Raw genomic sequence first — 20,253 nt, forward strand, 5'->3', positions numbered from 1 at the left:
GCGACGGCCGCTGATCACCCCCTTTCACCACGCAAGGCGCGTTCCCGTGCCGCGCCGTGCCACCGCCGGGTGCCGTCCTCGCCGCCCGCCGTGCGGGTCGTCGCGGCGGCGGTCCGCGCGCCGGACACATCCGCACATCCGTACGGCGCGCTCCGCGCGAGCCGAGGGCCGTACGCCATTTCCCAGGGGAGAGCCATGACCCAGCCCATCGACTCCGTGACCGCGGGCACCACCGCGGAGGACACCGCGGCGCGGGACCTGCCGGGGTGGTCGTTCGAGACCCAGCAGGTGCACGCGGGCACCGCGCCCGACCCGACGACCGGCGCGCGGGCGGTGCCGATCTACCAGACGACGTCGTTCGTGTTCCGCGACACGCAGCACGCCGCCGCCCTGTTCTCGCTGGCGGAGCCCGGCAACATCTACACGCGCATCCACAATCCGACGCAGGACGCCTTCGAGCAGCGGGTCGCCGCGCTGGAGGGCGGTGTCGCGGCGGTGGCGCTGGCGTCGGGGCAGGCCGCGGAGACGCTGGCGATCCTCACGCTGGCGCGCTCCGGTGACCACATCGTCTCCAGCGCGTCGCTGTACGGCGGCACGTACAACCTCTTCCGTCACACGCTGCCGAAGTTCGGCATCGAGGTGTCCTTCGTGGAGGACCCCGACGACGCGGACGCGTGGCGGGCGGCGATCCGGCCGGAGACGAAGGCGCTGTTCGCCGAGACGCTGGGCAATCCGCGCGGCAATGTGCTGGACGTGCGGGCGGTCGCCGATGTCGCGCACGCGGCGGGTCTGCCGCTGATCGTGGACAACACGGTGCCGACGCCGTTCCTGCTGCGGCCGATCGAGCACGGCGCGGACATCGTGGTGCACTCGGCGACCAAGTTCCTCGGCGGGCACGGCACGACGATCGCGGGCGTGGTCGTGGACGGCGGGACCTTCGACTTCGGGGCGCACGCCGAGCGGTTCCCCGACTTCACCGAGCCCGACCCCAGCTACCACGGTCTCCAGTACTGGCCCGCGCTCGGCCCCGGCGCCTTCGCGGCGAAGCTGCGCGTGCAGCTCCTGCGCGACCTCGGCCCGGCGCTGTCGCCGCACTCGTCCTTCCTGCTGCTCCAGGGCGTCGAGACGCTGTCGCTGCGGCTGGAGCGGCACTCGACGAACGCGCAGGCGCTCGCGGAGTGGCTGGAGGCGCGTGACGAGGTCGCGGTCGTCCACTATCCGGGACTGCCGTCCAGCCGCTGGCACGACGCGGCCCAGCGCTATCTGCCGCGCGGGGCGGGCGCGGTGCTCGCCTTCGAGCTGCGGGACGGCGCGGAGGCCGGAAAGCGGTTCGTGGACGCGGTGTCGCTCTTCAGCCACCTCGCCAACATCGGTGACGTGCGGAGCCTGATCATCCACCCGGCGTCCACCACGCACAGCCAGTTGGACGAGGCGCAGCTCGCCGCCACCGGCACCTCGCCGGGCCTGGTGCGGCTGTCGGTCGGCATCGAGCACATCGACGACCTCAAGGCCGACCTGGAGGCGGGCTTCCGCGCGGCGAAGGGCGCGTCCTGAACACCGCTGCCACCACTGGGGTCCCCCTGCTGCCCGCCACGGGCGCCTGGCAGCCGGGGGACCCGCCGGGGCGCCGGAACTGGCACGCCCTCGACAGGCCGCTGGCCCTGGAGGCGGGCGGCGAACTGCCGGGCGTGCGGCTGGCGTTCGAGACCTGGGGGCGGCTCGCGCCGGACGCGTCCAACGCGGTCCTGGTGCTGCACGCCCTGACCGGCGACAGCCATGCGGCGGGCCCGGCGGGTCCCGGGCATCCGACCGCCGGGTGGTGGGACGCCCTGATCGGACCGGGCCGCGCGCTGGACACCGACCGGTGGTTCGTGGTCGCGCCGAACGTCCTCGGCGGCTGCCAGGGCAGTACGGGTCCGTCCTCGTACGGTCCCGACGGTCGTCGCTGGGGCGGTTCCTTCCCGTTTCTGACGCAGCGTGACCAGGTCGCCGCCGAGGCGGAGTTGGCCGACGCGCTGGGCATTGGGAGCTGGGCGCTGGTGGTCGGCGGGTCGATGGGCGGGATGCGCGCCCTGGAGTGGGCGGTCGGTCGCCCCGACCGCACCCGCGCCCTGCTGCTGCTCGCCTCCCCCGCCGCGGCGAGCGCCGAGCAGATCGCCTGGGCCGCCGTCCAGTCGCACGCCATCCGCTCGGACCCGCACTGGCGCGGCGGCGACTACCACGACGCGGGTCCGGGCCGAGGACCGCACGCGGGGCTCGGCCTCGCGCGGCGGCTGGCCCACGTCACCTACCGCAGCGAGGGCGAGCTGCGGTCCCGCTTCGGCCGCTCCGCGCAGGACGGCGAGGAGCCCTGGCGCGGCGGGCGGTACGCCGTCGAGTCGTATCTCGACCACCACGCCGCCAAGCTGGTGCGGCGGTTCGACGCGGCCAGCTACGTCGTGCTCACCGAGGCGATGAACGCGCACGACATCGGCAGATCCCGCGGCGGTACGGCGGCGGCCCTGCGCCGCGTGACCGCCACGACCCTGGTCGCCGGAGTCGACTCCGACCGCCTCTACCCCCTCCCCCAGCAGGCCGAGTTGGCGGCGGGCATCCCGCACTCCGACCGGCTGCGGATCGTCGAATCGCCGTACGGGCACGACGGATTCCTCATCGAGACGGATCAAGTGGCCGCGCTCGTCAGAGAACTGACGGCGTGAGGGGCATGGGGTGCTGACGGAAGAACTGCCACATCAGGGCGTCGGCGCTGATCTCACGCGTCGTCGTACCGTTGCCCGCGGAGTCCTGTGGTGATCCCGGCCAGGTGTGACCGCCGTCCGACACCGAGTACAGCTCGACGTCCGCGCCGTCGCGGCAGCCTCCGTAGACGGTCCGCTGGACGTGTGCGGTGGTCTGGGTGGTGGCCGGTCCTGTCGTGCAGCCGTTGAGGGAGGCCCAGCGCTGCTGGGCGGCGGGCACCGAGTAGTGCCAGGCGGCGCTGTCGCCGCCGCCGTAGTACGGGTTGGTGTTGTCCTGCTGCCCGTGGAAGGCGATCACCGGTACGGCTCTGCCGGGCGCGCAGGACGCGGCGTCCGGCCGGCTGCCGTCGGCGGGGTCGGGGCGCCCGGCGCGGATGCCCGCCACCGGGGCGATCGCGGCGACCTTGTCGGCCAGCGCGCACGCCAGCGCGGAGGTCATCCGGCCGCCGCCGGAGTAGCCGGTCGCGTACACCCGCGCCGGGTCGACGCAGGCGGAGGGCGTGACCGTGTCGATCACCTGGCGCAGGAATCCGACGTCGTCGCGGGTGCCCTGCGGGGTGACGGAGGGTACGTTCCAGATGAAGCCGCCGCCGCTGGGCACCACCCCGGTGGGCGCGGCGACGACGAAGCCGTTCGCGTCTGCGGTCGGCGCCATGTCGCTGTACGCGAGCTGCCCGGCGCCCGTGCCCTGGCTGCCGTGCAGGCCCAGCACCAGGGGCAGCAGCGCGCCTTGGGCGCGAGCCGGGATATGGACGCGGACCTGGTAGGTCGCGCCGCCGAACGACACCGGCGTGTTGTACTGCCCGCTGCCGAGCGCGGGCACGCACTGATCCGGCGCCGTCCCTCCCCCGCCGGGGAGGTTCCACTTCTGCCAGGCGTTGGTGTTGGAGTCCCAGATCTGCAGCCGGGTGCCGTTGGCCGTGCTGCCGCCCGGATCATCGAGGAAACGGCCCGACTGGGGATTCCTGAGCTGGCCCGACGCCTGGGCCTGCCACTGCTGCGCACCCGAACCGTTGCACGTCCAGAGCTGGACCTTCGTCCCGTTCGCCGTCCCCTGGCCCGTCACGTCCAGGCACTTGCCCAGCGCCCGGACCGTACCGTCCGAACCGACCGTCCACGACTGCGCGTTGGTGCCATTGCAGTCGTAAAGCTGCACAGGAGTGCCGTCCGCGCTGCTCGCCGACGCCACATCCACACACTTGCCGCCGACACCCGTGATGGGTCCCGTACGAGCGGACGGCGAGGTCGGAGGAGAGGTGGGCGGCGTGCCGGTGGGGACGGTGAACTGGCCCTGGCTGAGGACGCGGGAGGTGGTGAAGGTGGTCTGGAGACCGGCGGTGGTGTTGGCCGAGGTGAGGTAGTCGGACCAGATCATGAACCAGGTCCACAGCGGCTGGGCCGCCAACTGCGCGGGCGTGGGGACCGTACCGACCTCGGCGAGCGAAACCGGCTTGCCGTGGGCCTGGTTGACGATCGCCTGGTACCACTCGGTGCTGGCCGAGCCGTGCACCCACGGGTCGAGGCTGGCGACGTCCACGTACGCGTCACCCGGGTAGTAGTCGGCCACGTGGGCCGCTCCGCCGTCGATGTCCTTGACGTTCCAGACCCAGATGATGTTGTCCAGGCCCTTGGACTCCAGGTAGTCGTGGGTGATCTGGAACAGCCGGGCGCTCCCGGCCGCGCCGGTCTTGCCGCCCCACCAGGCCCAGCCCTCGTTCATCTCGTGCAGCGGACGGAACAGCACGGGGATGCCCGCGTCCTTCAACTGCTGGACGTACGGCACCACTTGGTCGAGCCTGCGCTTGTAGTCGGTGTTCAGCGTCGAGCCGTCCGTGACGAGTTGGCTCCACTCCGGGTCCGACAGGTGGCTGCCCTTGATGGGGTTGGGGCCGGTGTCGAAGTCGCAGGTCGCCACGTCGGGCCGGCACATGTGCCAGGTCAGGTTGATCAGTGAGCCGTTGGCCCACTCGGTCTTCGCCTGGTCGATCATCGTCTGACGATTGGCGACGTCGTCCGGCCGGAAGCCGAACTCCCCGCCCCACAGCCCGGCCCACTTCCCGGTGATCGAGTGGGCCTGGGCCGTGTAGGCCGAGGGCTGGCTGAGCGGTTCCTTGTTGTGGACGCCGCTGATCACATGGTTCCCGCTGATCTGGTGCAGGTAGCCGATCACCGCGTCGGGCGTCGAGGCACCGGTCGCCGACGCCTGCGGCGGCGAGGTCGCCAGCCACGCCCCGGCCACCAGCGGCAGCGCGGCGAGCAAGGCGGCCCGCCTGCGGGTGAAGATCTTCGCTCTCATCGGACCCTCTCATGTCTCCCATGGGGGTGGAACGTTGCATGCCGCGCGTCCGTGGCAGCGAGATGTCGCGTCATCGCGGCCACGGGAAAACGGCGGAAAGACCAACGCCTGGAAGCTAGAACTCTGGTCTAGGCCATGTCAATGAGTCCGGCACAGGTTTTCTAAAACGTGCCAGTGACTCATTAGTAACCAAGGAGGGATCGCGGGGCGCGGCCGGGCACGCGAGAGAGCGCGAGTGGGCCACAGCGCGGGAAGACGTACTCGCACGGACGAGGGACACGGCGCCGACAGCGGTGGGGCGGCGCGCCGTCACCGGCGATCCGACCTCAACAGCCCGACGACAGCGCGGTGTTACGGCCTGGGCGGCGGCGCTGTCGAACCCCTCGGGACGAGGCCGGGGATCTGGGCCGCGTGGGACGCGGGCTTCTGATGCGTCATCACATCGAAGAGCGTCTCGGTGACGTCGGCGCCGAAGGAGAAGATGTCGTGCCGCATCGCCGAGAGCATGGGCCGGGTGAGCTGGCACAACTGCGAGTCGTCCCAGGCGAGCAGGGACAGGTCCTGCGGTACGGACAGGCCGAATTCGGCGGCCACGCCCAGCGCGGTGACGGCCATGATGTCGTTGTCGAAGACGATCGCCGTGGGGCGCTCGGCGGAGAGCAGGAGCGTACGGCAGGCGCGGCTGCCCTGGTCGGCGGAGAAGTCGGCGACGACGGTCCGCGCCGACAGGCCCAACTCGGCCGCCGTCTCGGTGAACGCGCGGGTCCTGATGGCGCTGTGCCCCAGCTCGGCGGGTCCGCTCACCCGGGCCACCCTGCGGTGCCCGAGCGCCGCCAGATAGCGGACCGCCTCGACGGTCGCGGCGGCGTCGTCGGTCCACACGGAGGTGAACGGACCGGCGAGCGAGGGGTGTCCGACGGCCACCGCGGGCAGGCCGATCGCGGACAGCGCCGGGATGCGCGGGTCGTCCACCCGCAGGTCAACCAGGATGCTGCCGTTGACCCGGTTGCCCTGCCACCACTCGCGGTGGACCTCGATCTCGTCGTCGGCCTCGACCAGCCGCAGCAGGAGCGAGCAGGAGTGGCGGCCGAGCACGCTCTCGATACCGGAGATGAACTCCATGTAGAACGGTTCGAGGCCGAGCATCCGCGCGGGTCTGGCGATGGCGAGTCCCACGGTGTGCAGCGCCCGGCCGGACAGCGACTGCGCCGCCTGGTTCGGGCTCCAGCCCAGGTCACGGGCGGCCTGGAGGATGCGTTCCTTCGTGCTGGACGACACGCCCGGCTTGTTGTGCACGGCGATGGTCACAGCGGACGGCGAGACTCCCGCACGCCGGGCGACGTCCTTGATCGTGGCCTTGCGCCCGCCGCCCGCTGCTGCCGTCTGGCTCACCCGGATGTCCGCCTTCGTCTCGTGGTCGGGCCGTGCCGAGACGCGCCGCACCGGGGCCGGAAGTCGCGGGTCGCGGGGAGTCCCGGCCGAGGGGTGGACCGTACGAGCCGCCTCGTCGGCTCAGCGTACACTCAAACGTTGCATACGCGCCGGTCGGCGCCGGTCAGCGGCCCAAGCAGCACCGGAGCCGGTCGACAGGCCCGCGCCCCGGCCGTACGCCGCGACGCGGGCCCGTGGCTCAGCGCGCTCCGGCCGTGGCCGCTCCCGCGATGGCCGCCGCACCGACCAGTCCGGCGTCCCCCCGCAGCGCGGCCCGCTCCACGAGCACTCCGGCCGCGAACGGCAGCGCGGCGTATGACTCCAAGTGGCGGCGCAGCGGCGGGAACAGCACGTCGGCGGCCTCGGCGACGCCCCCGCCGATGACGGCGGCCTCGATCTCCACCAGGGTGGCGACCGCCGCGATGCCCGCGGCCAGGGCCCGCGCGGCGGAGTCGAAGGCCGCCAGCGCGACCGGGTGGCCCCGCCGGGCGCCGACGGCCACCGCCGCCGCGTCGGCCGGTCCCTCCTCGGGCCGCCAGCCCTGCTCCAGCGCGCGACGCGTGATGGACGTGCCGCTCGCCAACTGCTCGACGCAGCCCCGCGATCCGCAGACGCACGGCTCGCCGAGCAGGTCGACGGTGATGTGCCCCAGATGCCCGGCGTTGCCGGTCGGCCCGCTGCGGACAGCGTTGTCAAGGATGAGTCCGGCGCCGACGCCGGTCGAGACCACCATGCACAGCGCGTTCCGGTATCCGCGCGCGGCGCCGATCCAGTGCTCCGCCGCCGTCATCGCCACGGCGTCGCCGCACAGCACCACCGGCTTTCCCGCCACGGCGGGGTGCGCCCGTACGCGCTCGACGATGGGGAAGCCGCGCCAGGCGGGGATGTTCACCGGGCTCACCGTGCCCGCCGCGATGTCGACGGGACCCGCGCTGCCGATGCCCAACGCCGTGACCGCGCGCCAGTCCTGATGCTCGGTCAGCTCGGCCAGCACCTCGAGGACGGCGCCGAGAACCGCCGAGTCGGCGCCCGCGGGCGTCGGACGCCGGGCCCGGTGCCGTACGCGGCCCTCGGCGTCCACCAGCGCTCCGGCGATCTTCGTCCCGCCGATGTCCAGGGCGGCCAGCAGTCGCCCTCCGACCTCGGGCAGGAGCAAGGACGGCTGCGCGGCATCAGTGGCCATGGGGTGGATCTCCGTTCACGGCAGAGAGACGGGAGACGGGCCGGCCGTGGGAACTGGCCCCATTTAGGCGTGCGTCAGCGCAAAGGAGTCGATCTCGGACCAGCATGCTACTACAGCGTTTTATGGACGACGACACGCCATGCCGTGCCCGCTGCCCTCCTGTCGCGGTCCGGTCCGCGCCCGGTGTCCTCCGCACCGCCCGGTCCGGGCAGACCTCGTCGGCAACGGGAATCACCGCCGGCCGCGCGCCATGCGGCCGCTCACACGGGGTCCCTCAGACGCGAGGGCTTGGCGGCGCGAGGACGAGGGCCTGGCGGCGCTGATGGACGGTCAGGTAGCGCAGGCCGTGCGGACCCGCGGTGAACGCGCGCAGCGAGCGGCGCGGGAGCCACACCAAATCGCCGGGGACGAGGGGGACTTGGTCGAGTTCGGTGGTGAGGCGGCCGCCGCCGTCGAGGATGTGGACGAGCACGTCGAGGTCGGGGCCGAGGTGCGGTGCGATGCCCGCGTGCGGCGGGAGTTGGATGATGTTGGAGTCCAAGTCGCGGTCACGCATGCGCAGTTTCCACACCGCGCCGGAGGCGTCGGGCACGCCCGGCGATGCGACGGCCGGGGCGCCCGGACCGTCCGCGGCATCCGGGAAGGCCGGGGCCGCCGAAACCACCGCGGAGTCCGAGACCACCGGGGAGTCCGAGACCACCGGGGAGTCCGAGACCGCCGGGGAGTCCGAGACCGCCGGGGAGTCCGGTCGCCGCGCGCCGGTCAGGACGCGGGGCAGCGAGGTCGACGCGAGTTTGCGGATGCGGATCCGCCACTCCCCCGGCGCCTTGTCCTCGTACTGCCAGTCGTGGCCGCCCGGGTGCTCCGTGTCGAACTCCTCGCGCAGGTGGCGGGGGTCGTGGTCGTTGACCAGGACCAGCGAATCCCCTACTGCGAGGGCGTCGTACGCGGCGAAGACGGCGGGGTGCCTGCCGGGCTTGGGCAGCGGACGTACGTCGAGCTCGGGTCCTGGCACGGGCCGCACCTCCCTCTATTTCTACAAGTGGTGATTGTGTAAACTCTAGCGCATGACGCCTCCCTCCGATCCCACGGACGCCGTGACCGACGCGCCCGCCGGCCGTCGGCGGGACGTCCTCGACCTGCTCCGGCGATCGGCGGCGCCGCTGAGCATCGCCGACATCGCCCGCCGCCTCGAAGTGCACCCGAACACGGCCCGGTTCCACCTCGACACACTGGTGGGGCACGGGCAGGCGGAGCAGGTCACGGCCGCGCGCACCGGGCCCGGAAGGCCGCCGCTGCTGTTCCGCGCCGCCCCTGGCATGGACCGGACGGGACCGCGCAATTACCGGCTGCTCGCGTCGATCCTCGTCGAGGAGCTGTCGCACAGGCCCCGTCCCACGCAGGCGGCGGTCGCGGCCGGGCGCGCCTGGGGCGGGGAGTTGACCGAGGCACCGGACGCAACGGCCCCGTCGGGCACGGTCACCGAGGCGCGCACGACGGTCACCGAGGCGCGCGCGGTCGAAGGTCTCATCCGCCTGCTCGACGACCTCGGCTTCGCCCCGGAGCGCCCGCCGCGCGGCGCCGTCGACCGGATCGGCTTGCGGCACTGCCCCTTCCTCGACCTGGCGCAGGAGCGGTCGAAGATCGTCTGCCCGATCCATCTGGGCCTGATCCAGGGCGCGTTGGCCGCGATGGAGGCGCCGCTGACCGCCGAGCGGCTGGAGCCGTTCGTGGAACCCGACCTGTGCGTGGTCCACCTCGGCCGGGCGGCACGCCCCGTGGAAGGGAAGGGGCGTTGAGCGCTTCGGCGGCGGCCTCGGTGGCCCTGGTGTTCACCTGGCTCGGGATGGTCCTCGCCATCTCCTTCCTGGAGGCGCCGCTGAAATTCCGCGCCCCGGACGTCACCGTCCGTATCGGTCTCGGCATCGGCCGCCTGGTGTTCCGCGCGCTCAACTCCGTCGAAGGGGTCTTCGCGGTGACCCTGCTGACCGTCGCGGCCAGCGGACCCCTTTCCGCCCGCGCGACGGTCGCGCTGACCGCCGCCGTGGCTCTGCTCGTCCTCCAACTGGCCGTGGTACGGCCCCGCCTGACCCGCCGTTCGAACGCGGTCCTGGCCGGGCAGGACACACCACGCTCCCACGCCCACCACGCCTACATCGGCCTCGAAGCCGCCAAGGTCGCGGCCCTGATCACGGCAGGCACCCTGCTGCTGGCCGGTTGACGCCCGCGAGCCTGTCCCCACGGTGCGGAACCGGCCGATCAGAAGAGGGCGATCGGGTTGACCGGGACGCCGGTCATGCCGTGGATACGCGGCGGCGCGACGGAGAGCAGGAAGCTGTAGCGCCCCAACTCCGCGCACAGCGCGGCGAGATCGTCGAGCTGTGAGGCGTCGATCAGGGGCATGGCCATCCGGCCGAGTGCCACGCCGTGCAGCGGCGACGGCCCGTTCGGATCGAGCGGTGGGAAGGCGTCGCCCCGGTCACCGGTGTAGACGGCGACCTGGCGGTGGTGCATCCAGCGCACCGCGTCGAGGCTGATGCCCGGTGTCGGTGTGCCGGGGACGGGCGTGGCGGGCCAGCCGAGCCGGATCGCGAGGGCGTCGCCCGAGCGCACCTCGACGTTCTGCCGCTTCTCGGCCTCCTCCAGGTCGTGGGAGGTCACCGCGTGACCGGGCGCGAGCGGGCCGTCCACGGCCAGGTCGAGCAGCACCCCGCGTGTGACGATGCCCGCGGCGAAGGCCCCCGTCGAAGCGAAGGTCACGCCCGCGGCGGTCACGACCTGGTCCCTCGGACGTCCGGGGTAGACCTGACCGTCGGTCGACCAGTGCGCCAGCGCGTCGATGTGGGTCGAGCCCGCGTGGTGGTTCTGCGTCAGCGTCAGATCGGCCGCCACGGGAACGCCGGTGTAGGACATCATCTGCTGGACCGGGGAGACGTCCACCGTCGTCGGCGCGAACGGGCTGCTGACGATGGGGGTCGGCGTGATCGGCTGCGCCAACGACACCCACCGGCCGGTCCGCACCTCGGCGGCGGCCTGTGCGCGTACGGCGTCGGTGATCAGATTGAGCGTGCCGAGTTCGTCGTCGGAACCCCAGCGGCCCCAGTTGTCCGGAAGTTCCTGCTCGGTCGGATCGGTCACGTGAGCGCTTCCCCTCTTGCGATGTGCGGGAGCCGCGCGATGCGCCGAACTGCCCTTGTTCGCCCCGGCCGGCGCACCACCAGCGGCCAACAGCATACGGTCGACACCCTTTTCACACCTGCCACATCCGGGATCGGACGGACGGGGTGGCAGCGGCGGGAATCGTGACGCTTGCCGCAGCCGTTCCAGCCGGGACGCCACCCGCCTCCGCACGGCCCGCGCACCCGCCCGACGGCGGGAACGGGCGGCGGGCCCCGTGACATACCGTCACCCCGATGCGTGCCGTGACGTGCGCGGCCGGGTGTTACGGCGAAGGGTGGGAGGTTCAGGGCGCCGCGCCGGGCGGGGGCTCCGTACCGGAGGTTTGCGCACATGCGGTCCCTGCACCCGTCGCCCGCCCGCTCCGTACCGGCGGACGTACACCGGTCGTGACCGGGGAGGACACCGCGACACCGGCCGTGAGCGAGGACACCGCGACACCGGCCGCCGGGTCGCCGCCGCGGGTCGCCTGGGCGTGGCCCGGCTTCGCGCGCGGTCTGCTGTACGCGCTGCCGGGCGCCGCGGTGGCGCTGCACGATCCGGGCGCGGGCATGGCGCTGGCGGTGGGCGTGCTCCCCGCCGCCGTCATGCGCATGCCCGCCCGGCGGCGGGCCCGGTTCATGACCGTCGTGGTCGGCCTGTGCACCGGCCTGCCGATGGTGCTGGGGTCGCTGCTGGTGCAGGTGCGGTGGGTCGCGGTGCCCGGCGTGTTCCTGCTGGCATACGCGTCCGCCGTCGTCGCCGCACGGCGCCCGGCAGGGATGGTGCTGCTCGTGCTCAGCCTGCCCATGGTGGGCGCAGGGCTGAGCTATGACGACGTGTCCCAGGCGCTCGGCATCACCGGGCTGATCGTCGCGGGCTCCGCGTACGCCTGGCTGGTGTCGCTGCTGTGGCCGTCGGCCGCGCCGCCCCCCAGGCCGCCGGGCCCGCCGCACTCCGCCGAGCAGGCCAGGATGTACGGTCTGCGGCTCGGCGCGGCCGGGGCCGCCGCGGCGGGCTGCGGTCTGGCGCTGGCGCCGACGCATCCGGGCTGGCCGGTGGTGGCCGCGCTGATGGTCATGCGTCCGCGGCCCCAGATGCAACGGCTGCGGTCCTTCGGCCGGGTGCTGTCGGTGCTGGCCGGTGGCGCGGTCGCGCTCCTGCTGCTCCGTAACGACGCGCCGGACTGGGCGTACGCGGTGACCGCCGCGGCCACGCTCGCGCTCGCCGCGGCGACCCAGGGCAGCCGCTGGTATCTGACCCCCGCGTACTCGACGGTCCTCGTGCTGCTCCTGCTGCTGCACGCGGAGCCCGACCAGGCCCGCGCCCGGGCCGACGAGCGTCTGTGGGCCACGGTCGCGGGCGTGGCCCTCGCGTATCTCTTCGGTCTGCTCCTGCCGAGGATTCTGCGGCTGCCGGCGGTGTCGCGCCTGCTCGGGGCACCGGGACGCGGCTCCAGCTGAGCGCCGTGCCCCTCACCGCGCGGGCGCAGCCTGCTTCGTCTCCTGCGGCGCGGCGATCCGGCCGAGCGAGCGGTCGACCAGGGTGAGGACGAGGAAGACGGCCGCGGCGGCGAGCATGAACAGGGCGAGGCCGTGCAGTCCCGAGGTGGTCGCGCGGCGGCCGAAGAAGGCGCCGGTCGCGGAGGAGGCGACCATGGCGCCCAGATACATGAACGTCCGCAGCAGCCCGGACGACGCGCCCATGCGCGCGGGGTCGGCCTGGAAGTAGAGCGCGTTCTGGTTGGCGAGGCTGACCAGGCCCTGCGGCAGTCCGAGGACGACGGCGACCGCGACCAGCAGCCACACCGCGGCGTGGTCGCCCACGGCCAACAGCATGGCGCAGGCGACGAGTTGGGCCACGGCGCCGACGACCAGCTTGCCGCGCACGACGGCCTTGCGCCCGGTGAGGGTGGATACGACGATGCCGACCGCGAAGGTGGGCAGCAGGAGCAGCCCGGCCGCGGAGGCGCTCAGCCCCCTGCCGTCCTCCAGCCACTGCGTGAAGCCGTAGATGAAGGAGTACGAGACGGTGTACGCGACGAAGGTGCGGGCGTAGGTCGCCAGCAGCGGGATGTTGCCCGCGAAGACGCCGACGTCGATGAACGGGTCGGCGGCGCGCCGCTCGCGCACGGCGAATCCAGTGCCCGCGAGCAGGGTGAGCGCGATGAGCCAGGCCCGGTCGGTGCGGGCGTCCATGAGGAACAGCAGCAGCGACACGAGGGTGGCGGCGAAGAGCAGGACGCCCGCCCAGTCGAGGCGGTTGCGCGGGCGCGGCCCGCCGACGGGGAGCGGGGCGCCGTCGGGGAGCGGGGCGCCGTCGGCGGCGGCCGACGGCGCGATCGCGGTCCTGCCCGGCAGGTGGATCCAACCGAGGACGAGACAGGCGATCGCGAGCGGGATGTTGATGGCGAAGGTGCTCCGCCAGCCGCCGAGTCCGATGAGCAGGCCGCCGAGGGTCGGGCCGATGACGGCGACGGTCTGGCCGGTCACGGCGAGCGTGGTGAGCACGCCCGCCGGGCTCTTCATCCCGGTGCGTTCGGCCTCGCTGCGGATCAGGTACATCGCGGCCGGATAGCCGGCGCAGGTGCCGAAGCCGAGGACGACGCGCGCGGCGACGAGGACGGTGAGGTTCGGGGCGAGGGTGCCGATCACCCCGGCGACGCCGGTCAGCGCGGCCCCGGCGAGGAACAGCCGCTTGGGGCCGTACGTGTCGACCAGCCGACCGACGAGCGGTTGCCCGATGGAGGTGGCCAGGTAGAGCGCGGAGATGAGCCAGGCCGTCTGGGCGGCGTCGGCGCCGAGGGCGGCGCCGATCGGCGCCAGAGCGACGGCGATGATGGAGGAGTTGATGGGGTTGAGGATCGAGCCGATCATCATCGGCGCGAGCAGCCGCCGGTCGAAGGCGCCCTCGGCCGGTGCGGAGGAGGGTTCGGACCGCTCGGGCCGCTGGGGCCGGCCTGGAGCGGCCGGGCCGGCGTCCTGCGCGGCGGACCGCGCGGCGGGTTGTACGGCGGCTGGCGCACCCGACGCGGCGGTCCGTTCCGGCCGTACGGCGGCCTGCTCCGTTCGTACGGCGGGCACGGCGGACGCCTCGGGCTGCTCAGACGGCTCGGACGGCCCCGACTGCCCGGACTGTCCCTGCGGTATCGCGGCCATCAGTTCGTCAGCCTGCCCAACAGGCGCATCGCCTCGCTGATCGTGTGCCGCTCCGCGTCGTCGTACTGCTCCTCCATGGCGCGCGCCAGCCACTCCACGCCCGCCTGCCGAGCGCCCTCCGCGCGCTCGCGGCCCGCGGGGGTCAGCTCGACGATCTGGCGGCGGCCGTCGGCGGGGTCGGGGGTGCGGTGGATCAGTCCCAGCCGCTCGAGTGAGGACAGCGTCGCGGCCATGGACTGCTGCCGTACGTGCTCGGCGTCGGCCAGCGCGGCGGCGGTGACGGCGTCGCCCCGGCTGACGCGCATCAGCACGGACGACTGCGACGGGGTCAGATCCTCCCCGTCCGTCACCTGGAGGATGCGGCGGCGCAGTCTGCCCACCACCACGCGGACGTCCAGGGACGCCTGGAGCATGCCGGGAGCGACCGGCTTCGCTTCACTTTGCATATCGTCAGCCTACACTGTTTAATTCTCACTGTTCAGTTAAGACTGTCTACTTTCCGCCGAGAGGACCCGCCCCTCATGTCCGCATCCCGTACCGCCCTGCTGGTCATGGACTTCCAGAACGGCATCGTGCAGCGCATCGCCGACGACTCCGTCGTGGCCGCGGCGGCCCGCGCGGTCGAGGCCGCCCGCGCCGCCGAGATTCCGGTGATCTTCGTACGGGTCGCCTTCCGGCCCGGCTATCCGGAGACCGCCGCCTCGAACCTCTCCTTCAGCGCCCTCAGCCAGGCAGGGGACGCCTTCACCCAGGACAACCCGGCCACCCAGGTGGTCGACGCGCTCGCCCCGCGCGCCGACGAGCCGGTGGCCGTCAAGCGCCGGGTCAGCGCCTTCACCGGCAGCGACCTGGAGGTCCTGCTGCGCGGCGCCGGTGCGGACTCGCTCGTCCTCACCGGCCTGTCCACCAGCGGCGTCGTCCTGTCCACCATCCGCCAGGCGGCCGACCTCGACTACCGCCTGACCGTCCTGTCCGACGCCTGCGCCGACAACGAACCCGACGTCCACCGCATCCTCATCGAGAAGGTCTTCCCCAAGCAGGCCCAGGTCATGACCACCGACGAGTGGGTCACGTCCCTCTGAGCCGACGGCTGTTGCCCTACCCCGCGGCCTCACGCGCCGGTGCCCGGCCGCGCCGGAGGGTCGGTGTCCGGCGCCCGTGCAGCGCAGGTCACGGGAGAGGTCCGGCGTTCACGGACACGCTCTAGACTGAGCGCTCGCGCGGTCGGCGCGCAGGCGCGGTCCGGAGGGAGAGCGGTGGTGGCGAGGGGCGGGGGCGACTTCGAGGAGTTGCCCGCTGAGGTGCTGACACAGGCCGCCGCGGCCTTCGGCCTGCTGGCCTCGCCCGCGCGGCTGCACCTGGTGTGGACGCTGATGCAGGGCGAGAGCGATGTGACCGCGCTCGCCGACCGCGTCGGCGGCGCGCTGCCCGCGGTCAGCCAGCACCTGACGAAGCTCAAGCTCGCCGGCCTGGTGCGGTCGCGCCGTGAGGGACGGCACGTGGTGTACCTGGTGGACGACCCGGACGTGGAGACCATGGTGCGGTGGATGCTGCGGCAGCTCGCGGAACGCGGTGGGTACACGACAACGCCTGGGCGCGTCCGTGACCTGGGCGCCTGACAGCGGACCACGTCCCACCGCCTGGGCGGCGCCCGAGCCGGTCGACGGCCTGGAGCAGGGCGCGCCGCCCGGTCACCTCACCGCCCCCGACACGGCGGATCTGCCCACGCTGGAGTTCCTGCGCGTGGTCGGCAGCGGTCCGCGCGGGCTGCTGGAGTCGCAGGCCGACGACCGGCTCGCCCGGTACGGCGAGAACGTCCTTCCCGCGCTGCGCTCCGTCTCCTGGCCGCGCCGCTTCCTGCGCAGCCTGCGCGATCCCTTCACCACCGTGCTGTTCTGCCTCGCCCTGGTGTCCGCCGCCGTCGCCGCCTGGAACACCGCGTGCGTGATCATGGCACTGGTCACGGTCAGCTGCGTGCTGCGCTCCAGCGGCGAGTACCGTGCCGACCAGTCGGCGTCGGCGCTGCGGGAACTGGTCGCCGCGACCGCGACCGTACGCCGTCGAGCGGACGCGAACAGCGCGCCGGAGACCCGCGAGATCCCGGTCGACCAACTGGTGCCCGGGGATGTCGTCCTGCTCGGCCCGGGGGATCTGGTCCCGGCCGATCTGCGGCTGCTGCGCGCCACCGGGCTCACCGTGCACCAGGCCGCGCTGACCGGGGAGTCCGCGCCCGTCGCCAAGTATCCGGTGGAGAGTCCCGGCCCGAACGGCGACGCGTCGCCCGCCTCCGACGAGGAGCCGGGGGACGGGGCGTCCGGCGACCGCCGGCACCGGCACGGTTCGTCGTCCGCGCCGGAGGCGCCGCACCTGTGCCTCCAGGGCAGCAGCGTCGCCTCGGGCAGCGCGACGGGGGTCGTGATGGCGACCGGCGAGCACACCCGGTTCGCGCGGGGCTTTCGCGGTATGTCGACGCGGCGGCGGGAGAGCGCCTTCGACCGTTCCGTGCACGGCATCTCCTGGTCGCTCATCCGGTTCATGCTGCTGACGCCGCCGCTGGTGCTCATGGCCGACGCGGGTCTGCGCGGGCGCGGTCTGGAGACGCTGCCGTTCGCGGTCGCGGTGGCGGTCGGCCTGACGCCCGAGATGCTGCCGGTCGTGGTGACCACGACGCTGGCCAGGGGGGCGTCCCTGCTCGCCCGTGGCAGCGACGTGATCGTCAAGCGGCTGCCCGCGCTGCACGACCTGGGCGCGATGGACGTCCTGTGCACGGACAAGACGGGCACCCTGACCCAGGACCGGCCCGTCGTCGCCTGCCATGTCGACGGCGAGGGGCACGACAGTCCCGACGTCCTGCACTGGGCGGCCGTCAACAGTCTGTGGACCCTCCAACTCGCCGAGCTGCCCTCGCCCGACGCGCTCGACGAGGCGCTGCTGGACGCGGCGGAGGAGCGCGGCGACGACCTCGACCACGACGCGGTGGCGGCGCTCCCCTTCGATCCCGTACGCCGCCTGGCCACGGTGGTGCTGCGGACACCGGGCAGTCCCGGCACGCACGCGCTGGTCGTGAAGGGCGCGGCGGAGGCGGTGATCGCCCGGTGCGTGCGGCAGCGCGTGGACGGCCGGGACACCGACCTGGACGACGAGGCCCGCGCGCGACTGCTGTCCATGTGCGCGCAGCGGGCCGAGGGAGGTCTGCGGGTGCTCGCCGTGGCCGCGGCGGAGCGGCCCGCGAAGTCCGGCGCCTCGTCCGTCACGGCGTCGGACGAGTACGGGCTGACGTTCCTGGGCGTCGTCGGGCTGCGGGACGCGGCGGCGGACACCGCGGCCGACGCCCTGACGGCGCTCAGCGGGCGCGGTGTCACCGTGAAGGTGCTCACCGGCGACCATCCGGGCACCGCCGCGCGGGCCTGCGACGAGATCGGACTCGACCCCGGCCGGGTGGTCACCGGCGACACGATCGACGGCCTGGACGACGACGCTCTGGCCGAACTCGCCGAGACCACCACGGTCTTCGCCCGCTGCACCCCCGCGCACAAGGCCCGCGTGGTGCGGGCGCTGCGCGCGGGCGGCCACGTCACCGGTTTCCTCGGCGACGGTGTCAACGACCTGCCCGCGCTGCACGCCGCCGACGTGGGGATCAGCCCGCGTGACGCCACCGCCGTGGCGCGCGAGGCGGCCGACGTGGTGCTCGCGGCGAAGGACCTCACCGCGATCTGCCACGCGATCGTCGCCGGGCGCCGCAGCAGCGGCAACATCGCCACCTATCTGCGGATCGCGCTGTCCTCGAATCTGGGCAACGTCATCGCGATGCTCACCGCCGGGCTGCTGCTGCCCTTCCTGCCGATGCTGCCGATGCAGGTCCTCGTGCAGAATCTCTGCTTCGACGGCGCGCAGCTCGCCTTCGCCTACGACCGGCCGCCGGCCGCCGACATGGCGCGGCCCTCGGCCCTCGAACCCCGCGCCATCCTGCGCTTCGTCACCGGTTTCGGCATCCTCAACGCCATCGCCGATGTGGCGACCTTCGGCATCCTCGCCCTGTCCATCAGGGGATTCGGCACCAGCGCCAGCCAAGAGGCTTTCCAGTCGGGCTGGTTCACCGAGAATCTGCTCACGCAGGCCCTGGTGATGCTGCTGCTGCGCACCGGCCGCACCGCCGCGGAGGGCCGCGCGCCCGGCCCGATCCGGCTGACCACCAGCGCGCTGGCGGCCATCGGCATCCTCGTCCCCCTCTCCCCCCTCGCCCCCGCCCTCGGCTTCACCGCGCTCCCGCTCTTCTATTACGCGCTGCTCGCCGCGGTCCTCATGTCGTACGGGACGGCGCTGGTGATGGCGAAGACGCGGTACGAGGCGCGGACCGCCGCCCGTCAGGGACTGGCGGCGTCGAAGCCGTAGCGCAACGGCGTGTCCCCGGCGCGGGACGTGCGTCGATAGATGTGCAGCGCGTCCACCCGTACGCCCGTCGTGCCCGCTTCGTCGTCGAGGGGGCACGGACAGCTCACCTGCACCACTCGCGGCCGTCCGGCCACCCGTATCCGCACGCCGTCCGCCGGACCGCCGTCAAGGACCGCGGCTTCCCAGCCGTCGGCGCCGTTCCCTGCTCTCTCCATGCGCGACACTTTATCGATTACGCAATTGGGGAACTGTCGCGGGTGCGGACGTGGCGGGATTCAGGCGACGGGGGGTGGGACCGCCCCCAGGGGGGGTGGAAGGGGCGGCCCCGGCTCGGTGGACCTCAGACGTTGACGCCGAAGTCGGTGGCGATGCCCGCCAGGCCCGAGGCGTACCCCTGGCCGATGGCGCGGAATTTCCACTCCGCTCCGTTGCGGTACAGCTCGCCGAAGACCATCGCCGTCTCGGTGGAGGCGTCCTCGGTCAGGTCGTAGCGGGCGAGCTCGCGCCCGTCGGCCTGATTGACGATACGGATGAACGCGTTGCGGACCTGGCCGAAGCTCTGGCCGCGCTTCTCGGCCTCGTAGATCGACACGGGAAAGACCACCTTGTCGACCTGGAGCGGGACCGTCGCGAGGCTCACCCTGATCTGCTCGTCGTCCCCGTCACCGCCGCCGGTCAGATTGTCGCCGCTGTGCGTGACGGAGCCGTCCGGGCTCTCCAGATTGTTGAAGAACACGAAGTGCCGGTCGCTCAGCACCTTCCCGCCCGCGTCGCACAGCAGCGCGGACGCGTCCAGGTCGTAGTCGGAACCCGTCGTGGTCCGTACGTCCCACCCCAGGCCGACCGTGACGGCCGTCAGTCCGGGGGCTTCCTTGCTCAGGGAGACATTGCCGCCCTTGGACAGAGTCACACCCACGAGCCCTCTCCACCTTCCCGCTTGTTTTCGCGTCCTCTACTGAGAAGAACGAGGATCCGCGCGACGCGGTTCCTTGATTGCGCAATCTTTGAAGTGCTCACAGGTCCAGGCCCGGACCTGCGGCGGAGGTCGGTACCCCCTCCGCGACGCGGCGGACGCGCGTGTCGCGGGGCGAGTCCGTACGGTGGCACCGTGCGGTGACGGAAGGCGGCGGGACAGTGGCGGTGGACAAGCCCCGGAAGCGGTGGCCCTGGGTCGTCCTGGCGACCCTGGTGGTCGCCGGATGGGCCGCGGGCGGCCGTGGGCACAGTCCCGACGCCGCCGACCGGCCGGCGGCCGGCGGCTCCGCCCGGCCGAGCAGCAGCGCGCCGAGCACGTCCGCCGAACCCTCGGCCTCCGCGAGCGACGGTCTCGGGCGGTACGCGCCGCAGGTCAAGCGGTACGCGGCCCGCGCCGGGGTCGACCCGCAGGTGCTGATGGCGATCCTCTACAACGAGGACTACAAGCCGCACGACCCGGCCTTCCAACGGGCCTGGCAGAAGCTCAAGCCGGACGCCGCCTTCGGCATCGCGAACATGCACAAGGCCACCTTCGACGAGACCAGGCGGGGCCGCGACTTCGCCGGCCGCGACTGGGACGAGCTGCCCGACGACACCGGCTTGGCCATCGAGTCGGCGGCCTGGTATCTGCACGACCTGGCCGCCCAGCTCCCCGCCCACCGCTCCACCTCACTGACGGTGAATCAGCTGATCGCGCTCGGCTACAACACCGGCGCGGGCAACATGCTGGCCTTCGCCCGAGGCGTCACCCCCGGGTCACAAGCCCAGTCCTATCTCGACCAGTTGAGCTCGAACTGGGCCGCCGCGGGACGGGACGTGCGCGGCTCCGGCTGACCGCGCGGCGGACGCCGAGTGCCCGATGCCTCATGCCTGGTGGCTGGTGCCTCATGGCTGGTGGCTGGTGGCTGGTGCCTCATGGCTGGT

The 20,253-nt window shown here is 73.0% G+C and carries 18 protein-coding genes; 9 read left to right on the forward strand and 9 right to left on the reverse strand.

The genetic code is table 11. From position 1 onward, the window contains the following. Nucleotides 1-195: 195 nt before the first annotated feature. Together ACFZAM_RS11640 and ACFZAM_RS11645 are read left to right on the forward strand one after the other, a co-directional pair. Entirely contained in the window at nucleotides 196-1,554 is a 1,359-nt protein-coding gene (locus ACFZAM_RS11640) for a bifunctional o-acetylhomoserine/o-acetylserine sulfhydrylase (RefSeq protein ID WP_391044919.1), read from the forward strand. Beyond that, on the forward strand, nucleotides 1,551-2,699 hold the full coding sequence (locus ACFZAM_RS11645) for a homoserine O-acetyltransferase (RefSeq protein WP_391045626.1): 1,149 nt from the start codon (nucleotides 1,551-1,553) through the stop codon (nucleotides 2,697-2,699). Before ACFZAM_RS11640 ends, ACFZAM_RS11645 begins: the two co-directional genes overlap by 4 nt. Here the strand turns inward: ACFZAM_RS11645 and ACFZAM_RS11650 are convergent. The 4 genes from ACFZAM_RS11650 to ACFZAM_RS11665 all read right to left on the reverse strand — a co-directional run bounded on the left by ACFZAM_RS11650 (nucleotide 2,680) and on the right by ACFZAM_RS11665 (nucleotide 8,663). Then, nucleotides 2,680-5,034 (reverse strand): glycosyl hydrolase, encoded by a 2,355-nt coding sequence (locus tag ACFZAM_RS11650; protein WP_391044922.1) that lies wholly within the window; start codon nucleotides 5,032-5,034, stop codon nucleotides 2,680-2,682. The two genes, ACFZAM_RS11645 and ACFZAM_RS11650, sit on opposite strands and share 20 nt — an antisense overlap. Nucleotides 5,035-5,385: 351 nt before the next feature. Beyond that, nucleotides 5,386-6,426, reverse strand: a complete 1,041-nt coding sequence (locus tag ACFZAM_RS11655) for a LacI family DNA-binding transcriptional regulator (protein WP_355340879.1) — start codon at nucleotides 6,424-6,426, stop codon at nucleotides 5,386-5,388. A 238-nt stretch (nucleotides 6,427-6,664) separates the two neighbouring features. Continuing rightward, complete coding sequence (locus ACFZAM_RS11660) at nucleotides 6,665-7,648, reverse strand: ROK family protein (RefSeq protein ID WP_391044925.1); 984 nt, start codon at nucleotides 7,646-7,648, stop codon at nucleotides 6,665-6,667. 274 nt (nucleotides 7,649-7,922) lie between these two features. Beyond that, entirely contained in the window at nucleotides 7,923-8,663 is a 741-nt protein-coding gene (locus tag ACFZAM_RS11665) for a DUF2249 domain-containing protein (RefSeq protein ID WP_391044928.1), read from the reverse strand. A 52-nt stretch (nucleotides 8,664-8,715) separates the two neighbouring features. On the opposite strand from ACFZAM_RS11665, the gene ACFZAM_RS11670 reads away from it, so the two are divergent. Together ACFZAM_RS11670 and ACFZAM_RS11675 are read left to right on the forward strand one after the other, a co-directional pair. After that, nucleotides 8,716-9,447 carry a helix-turn-helix domain-containing protein gene (locus ACFZAM_RS11670; RefSeq protein WP_391044930.1) on the forward strand — a complete coding sequence of 244 codons (732 nt, stop codon included), beginning with the start codon at nucleotides 8,716-8,718 and terminating at the stop codon, nucleotides 9,445-9,447. A 47-nt stretch (nucleotides 9,448-9,494) separates the two neighbouring features. Beyond that, nucleotides 9,495-9,869: a hypothetical protein gene (locus tag ACFZAM_RS11675; RefSeq protein ID WP_391045628.1), complete on the forward strand. Its 375-nt coding sequence runs from the start codon at nucleotides 9,495-9,497 to the stop codon at nucleotides 9,867-9,869. Nucleotides 9,870-9,907: 38 nt separating this feature from the next. Here the strand turns inward: ACFZAM_RS11675 and ACFZAM_RS11680 are convergent, their stop codons facing one another. Beyond that, on the reverse strand, nucleotides 9,908-10,786 hold the full coding sequence (locus tag ACFZAM_RS11680; protein ID WP_391044932.1) for a cyclase family protein: 879 nt from the start codon (nucleotides 10,784-10,786) through the stop codon (nucleotides 9,908-9,910). A 428-nt stretch (nucleotides 10,787-11,214) separates the two neighbouring features. On the opposite strand from ACFZAM_RS11680, the gene ACFZAM_RS11685 reads away from it, so the two are divergent. Continuing rightward, a complete protein-coding gene (locus ACFZAM_RS11685) occupies nucleotides 11,215-12,267 on the forward strand; it encodes an FUSC family protein (RefSeq protein WP_391044935.1) in 1,053 nt (350 codons plus the stop codon). A 12-nt stretch (nucleotides 12,268-12,279) separates the two neighbouring features. Here ACFZAM_RS11685 and ACFZAM_RS11690 read toward each other — a convergent pair whose 3' ends face one another. Further along, nucleotides 12,280-13,683, reverse strand: a complete 1,404-nt coding sequence (locus ACFZAM_RS11690; RefSeq protein WP_391045630.1) for an MFS transporter — start codon at nucleotides 13,681-13,683, stop codon at nucleotides 12,280-12,282. 278 nt (nucleotides 13,684-13,961) lie between these two features. After that, nucleotides 13,962-14,408 (reverse strand): MarR family transcriptional regulator, encoded by a 447-nt coding sequence (locus tag ACFZAM_RS11695; protein WP_391044938.1) that lies wholly within the window; start codon nucleotides 14,406-14,408, stop codon nucleotides 13,962-13,964. 75 nt (nucleotides 14,409-14,483) lie between these two features. Here ACFZAM_RS11695 and ACFZAM_RS11700 point away from each other — a divergent pair, with 75 nt between their 5' ends. From ACFZAM_RS11700 to mgtA, 3 genes are all read left to right on the forward strand, one after another. Continuing rightward, nucleotides 14,484-15,044 carry a cysteine hydrolase gene (locus tag ACFZAM_RS11700; RefSeq protein ID WP_355340903.1) on the forward strand — a complete coding sequence of 187 codons (561 nt, stop codon included), beginning with the start codon at nucleotides 14,484-14,486 and terminating at the stop codon, nucleotides 15,042-15,044. 177 nt (nucleotides 15,045-15,221) lie between these two features. Beyond that, a complete protein-coding gene (locus ACFZAM_RS11705; RefSeq protein ID WP_391044941.1) occupies nucleotides 15,222-15,581 on the forward strand; it encodes a metalloregulator ArsR/SmtB family transcription factor in 360 nt (119 codons plus the stop codon). After that, complete coding sequence (mgtA, locus tag ACFZAM_RS11710; protein WP_391044944.1) at nucleotides 15,565-18,354, forward strand: magnesium-translocating P-type ATPase; 2,790 nt, start codon at nucleotides 15,565-15,567, stop codon at nucleotides 18,352-18,354. Before ACFZAM_RS11705 ends, mgtA begins: the two co-directional genes overlap by 17 nt. Here mgtA and ACFZAM_RS11715 read toward each other — a convergent pair. Next, entirely contained in the window at nucleotides 18,327-18,569 is a 243-nt protein-coding gene (locus tag ACFZAM_RS11715) for a hypothetical protein (protein WP_355340909.1), read from the reverse strand. The two genes, mgtA and ACFZAM_RS11715, sit on opposite strands and share 28 nt — an antisense overlap. A gap of 125 nt (nucleotides 18,570-18,694) precedes the next feature. Beyond that, nucleotides 18,695-19,270, reverse strand: coding sequence for a TerD family protein (locus ACFZAM_RS11720; RefSeq protein ID WP_391044947.1), 576 nt, complete (start codon nucleotides 19,268-19,270; stop codon nucleotides 18,695-18,697). Nucleotides 19,271-19,488: 218 nt separating this feature from the next. On the opposite strand from ACFZAM_RS11720, the gene ACFZAM_RS11725 reads away from it, so the two are divergent. Continuing rightward, on the forward strand, nucleotides 19,489-20,163 hold the full coding sequence (locus tag ACFZAM_RS11725; protein ID WP_391045632.1) for a lytic transglycosylase domain-containing protein: 675 nt from the start codon (nucleotides 19,489-19,491) through the stop codon (nucleotides 20,161-20,163). Nucleotides 20,164-20,253: the final 90 nt, after the last annotated feature.

The sequence above is a fragment of the Streptomyces sp. NPDC008079 genome (assembly GCF_042957385.1).
Taxonomy (GTDB): domain Bacteria; phylum Actinomycetota; class Actinomycetes; order Streptomycetales; family Streptomycetaceae; genus Actinacidiphila.

Bases quoted from the DNA above. Each gene is read 5' to 3' on its own strand.
- ACFZAM_RS11670 (WP_391044930.1), top strand. From the start codon at position 8,716: ATGACGCCTCCCTCCGATCCCACGGACGCCGTGACCGACGCGCCCGCC.
- ACFZAM_RS11640 (WP_391044919.1), top strand. From the start codon at position 196: ATGACCCAGCCCATCGACTCCGTGACCGCGGGCACCACCGCGGAGGAC.
- ACFZAM_RS11715 (WP_355340909.1), bottom strand. From the start codon at position 18,569: ATGGAGAGAGCAGGGAACGGCGCCGACGGCTGGGAAGCCGCGGTCCTT.
- ACFZAM_RS11660 (WP_391044925.1), bottom strand. From the start codon at position 7,648: ATGGCCACTGATGCCGCGCAGCCGTCCTTGCTCCTGCCCGAGGTCGGA.
- ACFZAM_RS11675 (WP_391045628.1), top strand. From the start codon at position 9,495: ATGGTCCTCGCCATCTCCTTCCTGGAGGCGCCGCTGAAATTCCGCGCC.
- ACFZAM_RS11700 (WP_355340903.1), top strand. From the start codon at position 14,484: ATGTCCGCATCCCGTACCGCCCTGCTGGTCATGGACTTCCAGAACGGC.
- ACFZAM_RS11690 (WP_391045630.1), bottom strand. From the start codon at position 13,683: ATGATGATCGGCTCGATCCTCAACCCCATCAACTCCTCCATCATCGCC.
- ACFZAM_RS11650 (WP_391044922.1), bottom strand. From the start codon at position 5,034: ATGAGAGCGAAGATCTTCACCCGCAGGCGGGCCGCCTTGCTCGCCGCG.
- ACFZAM_RS11695 (WP_391044938.1), bottom strand. From the start codon at position 14,408: ATGCAAAGTGAAGCGAAGCCGGTCGCTCCCGGCATGCTCCAGGCGTCC.